9 protein-coding genes are annotated in these 11,718 nt (G+C 26.2%); 8 read left to right on the forward strand and 1 reads right to left on the reverse strand.

What is annotated here, in order from left to right:
* Window positions 1–176: 176 nt before the first annotated feature.
* From ACQRD5_RS06870 to ACQRD5_RS06895, 6 genes are all read left to right on the forward strand, one after another.
* Complete coding sequence (locus ACQRD5_RS06870; protein ID WP_427746640.1) at window positions 177–2,498, forward strand: PrsW family glutamic-type intramembrane protease; 2,322 nt, start codon at window positions 177–179, stop codon at window positions 2,496–2,498.
* 115 nt (window positions 2,499–2,613) lie between these two features.
* Complete coding sequence (locus tag ACQRD5_RS06875; protein WP_291629627.1) at window positions 2,614–3,498, forward strand: Cof-type HAD-IIB family hydrolase; 885 nt, start codon at window positions 2,614–2,616, stop codon at window positions 3,496–3,498.
* A gap of 117 nt (window positions 3,499–3,615) precedes the next feature.
* Complete coding sequence (locus ACQRD5_RS06880) at window positions 3,616–3,888, forward strand: hypothetical protein (RefSeq protein WP_291629629.1); 273 nt, start codon at window positions 3,616–3,618, stop codon at window positions 3,886–3,888.
* Window positions 3,889–3,963: 75 nt separating this feature from the next.
* Complete coding sequence (locus ACQRD5_RS06885) at window positions 3,964–4,509, forward strand: hypothetical protein (RefSeq protein ID WP_320900039.1); 546 nt, start codon at window positions 3,964–3,966, stop codon at window positions 4,507–4,509.
* A gap of 67 nt (window positions 4,510–4,576) precedes the next feature.
* On the forward strand, window positions 4,577–5,242 hold the full coding sequence (locus ACQRD5_RS06890; protein ID WP_291629634.1) for an HAD family hydrolase: 666 nt from the start codon (window positions 4,577–4,579) through the stop codon (window positions 5,240–5,242).
* Window positions 5,243–5,481: 239 nt separating this feature from the next.
* A complete protein-coding gene (locus ACQRD5_RS06895; RefSeq protein ID WP_427746641.1) occupies window positions 5,482–8,889 on the forward strand; it encodes an immunoglobulin-like domain-containing protein in 3,408 nt (1,135 codons plus the stop codon).
* 80 nt (window positions 8,890–8,969) lie between these two features.
* Here the strand turns inward: ACQRD5_RS06895 and ACQRD5_RS06900 are convergent, their stop codons facing one another.
* Window positions 8,970–9,386 carry an NUDIX domain-containing protein gene (locus tag ACQRD5_RS06900; RefSeq protein ID WP_427746642.1) on the reverse strand — a complete coding sequence of 139 codons (417 nt, stop codon included), beginning with the start codon at window positions 9,384–9,386 and terminating at the stop codon, window positions 8,970–8,972.
* A 373-nt stretch (window positions 9,387–9,759) separates the two neighbouring features.
* Between ACQRD5_RS06900 and ACQRD5_RS06905 the strand changes: the two genes are divergently transcribed.
* Window positions 9,760–10,830: an ABC transporter ATP-binding protein gene (locus tag ACQRD5_RS06905; protein ID WP_294189111.1), complete on the forward strand. Its 1,071-nt coding sequence runs from the start codon at window positions 9,760–9,762 to the stop codon at window positions 10,828–10,830.
* Window positions 10,830–11,711 (forward strand): carbohydrate ABC transporter permease, encoded by an 882-nt coding sequence (locus ACQRD5_RS06910; RefSeq protein ID WP_294189112.1) that lies wholly within the window; start codon window positions 10,830–10,832, stop codon window positions 11,709–11,711. Before ACQRD5_RS06905 ends, ACQRD5_RS06910 begins: the two co-directional genes overlap by 1 nt.
* Window positions 11,712–11,718 lie beyond the last annotated feature (7 nt).

Raw genomic sequence — 11,718 nt, forward strand, 5'->3', positions numbered from 1 at the left:
AATTAAAGTTAATATAACCACTTTTTTTACAAGTATATAAACAATAAAATTACAGTAAATTTATACTGAATATATACATATTTTATTTTGGAAAAATATATGATAGGATTTTATTGGAATAATATAAGGTAAATAATATTTAAAAACAAAAGATACAGAAAATATAAGGAGATATTATGGAAAACTATTTAATTTCAAATTTATTATTTTTAATAAGTTCAATAATATTATTTAATTTACTAACGTTTAAAAAGAATATTAGTTTGCTAGAAGGAATAAAGTATTTAATAATAGTTATTGTTTTTGTTATTCCACTAACTTTGATTGCGCAAAGTAATATTATGTTAAATTATGTTGCTGATAGTAGTTTAGCAGCAACATTAACAGCTCCAATAGAAGAAATAACAAAGTTAATACCAATATTATTTTTATGTGTTTCTAAAAAAATTAAAGAAAAAAATATTAGTGATTATATATTTATTGGTGCAATTTCAGGTATTTTCTTTATGGTTATAGAGAATCTAGGATATAAGAGAATAGTTATGTCTAATGAATTCTTTTTAGGAATTTCAACTATCTCTTACTTGGACTTTTCTATAAGCTTTTCCCACATAATAAGTACAGTTTTTATTAGTATTTTCATAGGATTAGCATTTACTACTAAAAAGAAAGGTATTAAGAAATTAGTATTATATATTTTTTCATTTTTATCTTTGATATATATAATGTTTGAACATGGTTTTTATAATTATGTAATGTCTAATTCTTTATTCGGAATAATTGAATATGATAAAGCTAATATTTATTCTAAAATTCATGATTTAACCGGTAAGAATATAATAAGTACAATATTTGTATTAATATTTATATTATCTATAGGATTTATTTCATTAATAAAAGAAAGTAAATTTAAAACTATATTGATTAAATTAAAAGAAGATATTTATTTTAGAAAGAAATTATTTAAAAAAGGTAGTTTGCTATTATTATATATTATTATTATTGTAATATTATGGAGATTTAATGAGAATATATCTGATAATTATTGGTTGTTAGGAATATTAGAAGGTATATTAGGAGATATGACTGAAATACTAAAGATAATCTTTCTATTAGTTATATGTGTATTATCTTTTTTTATTGGACCTTTAATAGGAGGAAGTGTAGTAGCTAGTTGTATTAATTTAATATTAGGAAGCTTCTTAAATACTTCTTTTGGTAAAAAAATAAGAGAAAAATATGGAGATAAATCTACAAATATTATTGCTGCAGGTGCATCTGTTTTAGCAGCGGCTATAGCAGTAGGAGTGTTAGCAGCTACAGTTATAGGAGCTACAACTCTTACTTCAGGGATATTGGCACTTGTAGGATTAGGACTTAGTGTTTATGCATTTATGAGTATAACTACAGAAATAGCATATAAGGGTGTAGATGAATATGTAAAAAATAATATCGACTGTAATGCTGGATTATCAAAGGAATTTATAATTAGTATAGTTATTGTTATTATGACTTTAATAGGTGCTAAAGGTAATTTGCCAGAAAACTCTAAAGCAATATATACTGTATTTGAAAATATAGGAACTATTGTGAATACAAATAATGTTACTAATGATATTATAGAACAAATTGGAGTAGATAATTTTTCTTATAATACAATTTATGATACATGGAATATGGATAAGGTTACAGATGAATATAGATATATATCAACTGTTAAGGATTCACTTAATAATACTATTAGTATAGATTTATCTAATTTAATTAATAGAGGGGATGTGGAGGTATTATCAGAAGATCAGAAAATAGTTTTAGGAACAAGTATAATTGTAAATAAAGATTATGAAGAATTTAAATATGGGTCAAATAAATTATTATATAATGAGGAAAATGGTTTAATAATTTTAACTGATAAAAAGGATAAAATTATGGATATACAATCTCTTCCTAAAGAATTTATATATTCATTATTAAAAGAAGATATTGATAAAAAGGATATAGAAAACTTAGTTGATGAAAATATTAAATCTTTAGAGGAAGATTCTCTTAATACAGATAGCATAATTTCTTTACTAGTTGTTAAAAAAGAGTTTGATTTAGATAAAGAAGTTAGTGATAAGATAGATAACATATTAAATTCCTTAGATAAGGAAGAAATATATATGGATTTGGAATTTGTTAGACATGATTTAGTTTCAAAGCTAATAAGTAACCTAGATTTTTTCAACGAAGAAGAATATGAATATAGTGAAGCATATAGATTAAATAAAATAGCAAGCTTAATAAGTTCAAAAAATGCAGAAATAAGTAGAGATTATATTGATTTTTCCATATCTCTAATTGAAAGTATAGATGATTATTTAGGATCATCCATTAATGAAGTGGAAGAAGAACAACTAAATACTGTTTTAGAAGCTTATAAAGAAAGAAGTTCATCTAAAGTCTTAAAACATTTAAATTATGTGATACCATATAGATTAATCAACAAGTATGAGTGATTTATATATTAAAGGAGTATATTAATATTTTCCTTTTTAATATATAAGAGTAGTTTATTGAAAAAAGATGGGATAATATATAATAAGGAAAATAATATGAAGAGGAGTAATTTAAATGATAAAGTTAATAGCATCAGATATGGATGGTACATTATTAAATAGTAATCATGATATTGATAAAGAAACTGTAGATGCCATTAGGAAAGCAGAAGAAGCAGGGATAATATTTGCAATTTCCACTGGAAGAGAATATGAAAGTGTTAAAGAAGTACTAGATAAACATAATATTAAAGCACAGTGTATTTTATCTAATGGAGCAGAGTATAGGGATGAAGAGGGGAATATATTAGATATTATTAACATAAATATGGATACTGCTAGAAGCATAATAGATATCTTAGATAAAAATAAGTTCTCAGCAAGAATTTTTACTAATAAGGGTATTTTTACAACATCAACAAGAGAAGAAGCATTACAAGAAGTTATAAATAGAACAATGAGTTTTAATCCTGAACTAAGTGAAAATGAAGCAAGAGAAATATCAGAAAAATTAAGATTTTTTACTGAATTAAAATATATAGACAATTTAGATGAGTTTTTTAGTGAAGACATAGAAGTAAGAAAATTTGTTGCTTTTCATAGGGATATAAAATTAATAGATAAAATAAAAAGGGAACTTAGTACAATAGAGGGATTAGCTATATCATCTTCTTTTAGAGATAATATAGAAATAACTGATATAAATGCCCAAAAAGGAATAATATTAGAACAAGTTGCAATTAAATTATCTATAGCTAGGGAAGAGGTTATGATATTAGGTGATAGTTTTAATGATTATTCTATGTTTGAGATATTTGAAGAAACTGTTGCTATGGAAAATGCAATACCAGAAGTTAAAGCCATTGCAAAATACATAACAGATTCTAATGATAATTTAGGAGTTGCAAAAGCTATACGAAATGTTTTAAATAATGAAATGAGTAAAATGCTTAAGAAATAAACAATTAAAAACTTCTTTTATAGTTATGAATTAGCTATAACAGGAGTTTTTTATTTTTAGTATAATATAAAACTAATTTAGTAAAGAATATATTTATAAAGTTAAGAGAGGTGTAACATGAATAATAATTATGATTATATTTTTAAATGGTTAAAAAATGCAACTAAGGAAGAAAGGCATATTAATGAAATGGAGTCATTTGCTAAAAAGCATCCTATAATATTTATGAAGTTTCATACTTTATCTAAGGGCATAGTAGATTTTGATGAAAATAAGAAAGAATATTTAGAAGCTAAAGAAAAAATAATTGATTTAATACAAGAAAATGAAGAAAAATTTAAAAGTGTAACTGATGCAGTAAAGGATAAGTTTAATGGAAAGTATTTTTAGTTTATACAATAATTTGTATTGAAATATTTTATATATTAAAATAAATATATAAAATTAATATTAGGGGTTGTTATTATGGGAAAATTCACTGATTTCTTTAATTCAATAGATAATCTATTAAGTGAAGAAAAAGAACAGAAATTAAAAGCTAGATTGGCAGATAAGATTAAATCTAAAATATTTACTGAAGAAATTTTAGAAAAATTAAATGAGCATGATTTTTCTGGATTAGGTGATGAAGAGGAAGATATAGTAATGTTATTTTCTACTATCTTTCCTATATTCATCAAAAAAGATGATATAGTTTTTAGGTTATATAAACATAAAATTGAAGTTGATTTATCAGATGAAATGAAGGATAGATATATTTATATGTTTTCTGATGGAAGATTAACTTCTGGTTTATTTCAATGCTTTAATATTAGTGATGATGAGTATGTTTATGGTATTAAGAGAATAATTGAAGTTATTCCATTGTTTAAAGAATCAATTTTAGAAACATTATCCACCTATAATAAAAATATAAATGCTACTTATGTAAATAATAGCTTAAAACCAAGACTAGAAGTAGCGGAAAAGAATTACAATTATTTAATAAAATACTTAGAAGAAGAACGCTAGTTCCTTGAATAAGTTTTTCAAATATAATATAACTAATATTGTAGTTATATTATATTTGGAGGATTATATGCAGCAGAATATAGACAAATTAAATACAGTAATATTTGATATGGATGGAGTTCTATTTGACACAGAAAAAGTTTATTTAGATGTGTGGACAAAAGTCTTTGAAAAACATGGTTATAAAATCACAAAGGAAATATACTGTAAAGTAATAGCCACTGGACGTGAAAATGTTAAAAAGGTATTTAAAGAGGAATTTGGAGAAAAATTACCAATAGAAGAAATGTATAAGGAAAAAGATAAAGCTTTAGAAGAAGAAATAAAAAAGGGAATTCCAATTAAGGATGGAGCATATGAATTATTAAAATATTTAAAGTATAAAAAGTACAAGCTTGCTTTAGCAACATCTGCATCTAGAGAAAGAATGGTAAAACAATTAAATCAATCTAATTTTAAGCATATATTTGATGCAGTTGTTTGTAGAGATGATGTTAAAAAAACAAAGCCAAATCCTGAAATATTTTTAAAGGCTGCCAAAAAACTTAAGGTTAATCCACAGGAATGTATTGTAATAGAAGATTCATCAGCAGGAGTTGAAGCTGCTTACAAAGGTAAAATGACTCCTATTCATGTAGTGGATTTGAAGGAAGCTGATGAAAAAATAAAAAGTTATAGTTATAGAAGTTTCAATAGTTTATATGAAATAAAAGGATATTTTATGGGAGAATAGGTTTAGATAAATAAATATAATCATATTAAGATTGAAAAAGTGAAAGAAAATAAATGGAGTTAAGTAAAACTTAAAACAGTCTTATAATGATAAATTAAAAAGTAGTTCAGCAATATAAGGTAAATAATGTTATAAAAATATTATTAATTTGATAAAATTTTATTGTATAATTATAGAATTTAAGCTATAATTATGTTCGATTTTATAATTTAAGAAAATAATAGAAGGGGAGGAAATGAATGTTGAATAAGAAAAAAGCTTTAATATCTTTACTATGTGTAATAATTTTCTTGTTTAATACAACGGTAAATACATTTGCTATCAATATAACAAATGATGAAAATGTAAAATCAAATGACGTAGTATATCTTACTGAAGGTCAAGGAAGTGAGTGGGCTGGGAATGGTTCTAAAAGTAATCCTTATAGAAATATTAAGACAGCTCTTAAGAATGTAAATCCAGGGGGTACCATTAAGATAACTGGAAAATTTAATTATTGGAAGTACGAGGAAACTTCTGATTTATTATATAGACCACTTATAATAGACAAGGAAGTAACAATTGAAGGTGCAGAAACTAATAATGAATTTATTGTAAGAGCACCGATTCAATTGGGAGCAGATGTTACTTTTAAAAATATTAATCTTCAATTTTGGGCATCTAATGAGTTAATGCCTGGAGTACCTGATAGTGGTATGCCACAAACACCTATAGATGAAGGGACTACGTTTAGAAGTGGTAGAACGATTTACTTAGCAGGATATAAATTAACACTACAAAGTGTAGATACTCGTATTCCTACTGAATCATTTCAAAGAGATTATCGTCCATTTATTAGTGGTGGAACATTTAGAAACGAAGGGACAACAGGAAATAAGGCAGTTCTTGATGTAATAGATGCTAATGTGTATAGTGCACATTCAACTGTACTTGGAAAAACAGAGTTCGCTGGAATATATGCAGGGGATTATTGGGTAGAAAGAGATTACCCAGTGGAACTGAACGTTAAAGGAAGAGTTTTAGATAGGACAATCCATACTGGAGGAATAATGGTTCCTTCAAAAAGTGAAGTTACAATTAATTTAAGTAACAACACAGGAGTAAGAACAATTAATACTGAAAAACATGATGCTTCTGCAGACCTTAATATAATAGATGGAGCAGGCATGATATATGCAAATCTTAATGGAATAAGGAACTTAAATATAGGAAGTGGATCAAGAATAGAGATAAGTGAAAATAGTAAGTTTGAAGTAGAGAATATTACTTTAAAAAGCAACTCTTTATTAGATTTCACAAATCTTACTGGAAATCCAATAGTAAAAGGTGATTTTACTGGAGAAAATTCTTCAACTGATGTTTTAGCAGGTGGAGCTATATTTTTAAATGATAATCAGACCCTTGATATAAGTGGTGATGTTAAGGGAACTATAAAATTAAATTATTTTAATGATATTAATAGAGTACCTTTAAAAGAAAATCATTTATACATTAAAGCTAAAGAAAATGCTACAGGTGATTTTATAATAAATCCACAATATAATCAATCTAATTTTAGGTTAGAAAGAAATGACAATGACTTACAACGTACTACTTGGACAGCAGTTAAAGATAAAGATATTTTTAAGGATTTTATCTGGATAGGGAATTCCAACGACATAATTCCAATACCTGAAAATACCGACGATTATTTATATCATGTTAAATATATCAATGAAAAAGATGAGTCATATATACCAATTGGGGATGATTGGAATGAGTTTATAGTTACTTTAGAAAAGCCTGATGGCACTATCTTAGATACTGTTAATAACGATTGGGATTTTGATTTAAGTATAGGTATGTATGACGATGTAGTATGTGTATATTTTGTTAATACTAGTTTTACTGGAGAACTTATTTTAACTCTTAATCATATTAGCGGGAAATCTATCAGCAAAAAAATTCAAGTTGGAAATATAAATAATGCAGGTGATCCAGTTATAAATGGAGCAGACAATACTACAATAAAATTTGGTGATGTTGATGAATTTAATAAAGATTTATTAGATGGAATAACAGTAACTGATGATAAGGATACAATAGATCCTAAGTCTATAAAAGTAGATGGACAAGTAGGCAAACCATTACCAGGAACTGACGGAATATATAAAATAACTTATGAAGTAACAGATAATGATAATAATACTACAACTGTTTATAGAATGGTAACTGTAACTAATAGATTACCAGAGATAGTTGCAAATGATATAGAAATAAAAGCAGGTAATTCTATAAATTTATTAACAGATGGAAGAATAGGATTAAATGCTACTGACCATGAAGATGGTAATAAAAAAACTGACATAACTTTAAAAAGTACAGGTGAATTAAATCAGTCAAATCCATCAGAAGGAACATATAGAGTAACATATCAAGTAGAAGATAATGATGGTAATATTGTAGAAAAAGATATTATAGTAACAGTAATATCAAATAAAAAACCAACTATTGATGGAGCAGATAACATAACAATAAAACTTGGACAGGTAGATAACTTTGATTTATTAGATGGAATAATAGTAACAGATGATCACGATGAAAATTTAGTAGCTACTCCAAGTGGAACAATAAACAAGCCATCTGCAGGAACGAATTTAGATTCACAAATAACTTATACAGTTGAAGATAGTGATGGTAATGTAACAACAGTAACTAGAGTAATAACAGTAACAAATCAATTACCAGCAATAGAAGGTTTAAGTGATATTACAATAAAGCAAGGTGAAACATTTGATTTAAGAGCAGGAGTAACTGCTAATGATAATGAAGATGGTATTATAAGTGATAGAATAGTATTACCAAATGTAAATTTAAGTACTTTAAATGTAGGAAAACATGAAATTACATATAAGGTAACAGATAGTGATAATAATACTATTACAAAGACAAGAGTAGTTAATGTAGAAGTAAAGCAAGAGATAAAGCCAGATACTACTGGTGTATTATATCAAACTCATGTAGAAGATTACGGCTGGCAAGAATGGAAGAGTAATGGAGAAATGAGTGGAACAAGCGGAGAGTCAAAAAGACTTGAAGGAATAAGAATAAAAATAAATGATATAGTTCCAGGAGCAAGTATAAAATATAGAACTCATGTACAAGATTACGGCTGGCAAGAATGGAAGAGTAATGGAGAAATGAGTGGAACAAGTGGAGAATCAAAAAGACTTGAAGGCATAGAAATAAGAATAGTAAAAGATCCAGAAATACAATATAGAACTCATGTACAAGATTACGGCTGGCAAGAATGGAAGAATAATGGAGAAATGAGTGGAACAAGCGGAGAGTCAAAAAGGCTTGAAGGAATAGAAATAAAAGCAGACAATCTTCCTAAAGGAGCAAGTATAAAATATAGAACTCATGTACAAGATTACGGCTGGCAAGAATGGAAGAGTAATGGAGAAATGAGTGGAACAAGCGGAGAGTCAAAGAGGCTTGAAGCTATAGAAATAAAGCTAGAAAATGCACCAGGATATAGCATAGAATACAGAACTCATGTACAAGATTACGGCTGGCAAGAATGGAAGAGTAATGGAGAAATGAGTGGAACAAGTGGAGAGTCAAAAAGACTTGAAGGCATAGAAATAAGAATTGTAAAAAAATAAATTAAGACAAGATTTTTTATTTTTAATGATTTAAGGAGGAAACATCATGTTTCCTCCTTATTTGATTTATATAGTATTTATTAATTTGATATTGAATTTTTTTTATACTTCATTATAAGCTTGTCTATAGTTGGAATTGTAGTAGGATTCCAATTCAAACTTGTTATATACTCTATTGGTAGCCATAATAGCTTTGTATATTCTTTAGATGATGGTTTACTTTTTAAAATTGTACATTTAGCCACCATAGTATTTAATATGTAGTCATCATATTCATATGTAGTTGCACTGAAGAGAGAATTAACTTTAATTTTACAATTTAACTTTTCTCCTATTTCTCTAACTATAGCTTTTTCAGGTGATTCACCATCATTAATAATGCCACCAAGGAATTCCCAAAAGCTAGAAAAAGACATATCTTTTGAGTTCAAAGTACAAAGAACCTCAGATTTATCATTTTCAATAATAGCACATATAACCTTAACAATTCTTTTCACAAATAGTCACCTCTAAAAATAATAATATCATATAAGTTATAAAATTTACATATTATTTAAACATTATTTTTTATTTAAATAGCTTTGAAAACTTTATATTTAAATTTTCGGTAATATCTAAAGAATCTTTAAGTTGAATAAAAATAATATATAAATCAAAGACTATTGTTAAAGAATTATAAAATTATTATTAGAAATAATAGGAAAAAATTGTATATTTTATATTTAATATATTATAAATAAGTTAATAGAATGTTAATTTTGGTTAAAAATAAAAGTAAAAAAATATAATATATTGTCATAAAATAAGATATTTAGTATAGTATATATGTTAATATTTAAGATAAGTATAAAAATATATTAGAGGTGGCATATGATAAAAATTGAAAAACTTAAAAAGGTTTATAGCAACGGATATGAAGCTTTAAAAAGTATTAATCTTGAAATTAATGAAGGTGAATTAGTTTGTCTTTTAGGACCAAGTGGATGCGGTAAAACAACTATTCTAAATTTATTAGCTGGACTTTTAGATCCAAGTGACGGAGATATTAAATTTGATAATGAATCAGTTATAGATAAGCACCCTAAGGATAGAGGTATTGGATTAGTTTTTCAAAATTATGCTTTATATCCACATATGACAGTTTTAGAAAATGTAATGTTTCCACTTACTGTTGGTAAAAATAAAAAGCCAAAGAGTGAAGCTATGGAAATAGCTAAGAAATATATGGCAATTACTAGCATTGAGGAACTAGCTAATAAAAAACCAGGTGAAATGTCTGGAGGACAACAACAAAGAGTAGCAATAACTAGAGCTTTAGTTCAAAATCCAAGAATATTATTACTTGATGAGCCTTTAAGTAACTTAGATGCTAGACTAAGATTAAAAATTAGAGAAGAAATTAGAAGGTTAGTTAAAGAAATTGGAATAACTACTATTTTTGTTACTCACGACCAAGAAGAAGCATTATCTATAAGTGATAGAATTGTTTTAATGAATGAAGGCGTAGTTCAACAATTTGATATACCTCAAAACCTTTATTTAGAACCAACAAACCTTTTTGTAGCTAAGTTTATGGGAAATCCAATAATAAATTTAGTTGACATGAAAAAAGAAGGAAATAAATTAGTATCTAAAGATTTTTCTATTGATTTAAATCTTTTAAATAAAGATAGATTCAAAGGAGAATTAACAGAGGAAAATTATATAGTTGGCATTAGACCAGAATATTTTGAATTAAGTGAAAATCCATTATTTGAAGTTAATGTTGAATCTGTAGAATTAATAGGAAAAGATTGCATTATAAACTTTAAAGTTAATGGTGATAATGCAAAATCTATTACAGATATAAATAAAAAGGTTACTGAAGGTGATAAGATTGGCCTTAATATTGACTATAATGGAATTTATGTATTCCAAGAGAATGGAGTTAGAGTTTACTAATGAAGAAGTTTAAGTATAGAGCAGAAAATTCACCACAAGCATGGTTATTTTTACTTCCTGCTTTAATAATAGTAGGAATATTTAATGTCTTACCTTTAATAAAGACATTTGTTATGTCTTTCCAAAAAGGAACTTTGAATAATTTAACATTTAATGGATTTAAAAATTTTGAGATAGTACTTAAAGATCCAAAATTTCATACTGCAATAGGAAATACTGCACTTTTTTCTTTTGTGGTAGTTCCAGTAGGGTTAATTATATCTATGTTTATAGCTATTACAATATATGAAAAAATTAAGTATAAAGATATTTTTGAAACAATTTTCTTTATACCATATTTAACAAGTGTCATAGCAGTTGGGATTGTATTTAGATTTTTATTAAACGGAGAGTATGGATTTATAAATTACATATTAGGATTTTTCAACATAGGACCATTTAATTTCCTTGATGATCCAAATATGAGCATGATTACCCTTATTATATTTGGTATTTGGTCAGCACTTGCCTTTAATATAATAATATTACTTTCTGGATTAAGAAATGTTGATAAGAGCTATTATAAGGTTGCTGATATGTTTGGAGCAACAAAGATGGAGCAGTTCTTTAGAATAACCTTACCTCAAATGATACCAATAATAACATTTTTATTAATGGTTAATTTTATCAATGCTTTTAAGGTTTATGCACAAGTATTCTCCATATTTAATGGTAAGGCTGGTATTGCTGATAGTGCAACAACAGCAGTATTCTACATATTTAATAAGTTCTATGTAGAAAACCGTTATGGCCAAGGTATGGCTGCAGCAGTTATCTTATTTGGCTTGATTTTAATTTTCACAGTAGTACAAAATCGTATATTAAAAAGAATATCTAAGTAGGTGAAAA

The sequence above is a fragment of the Clostridium sp. SGI.024 genome, assembly GCF_050315195.1.
Lineage (GTDB): Bacteria > Bacillota > Clostridia > Clostridiales > Clostridiaceae > Clostridium.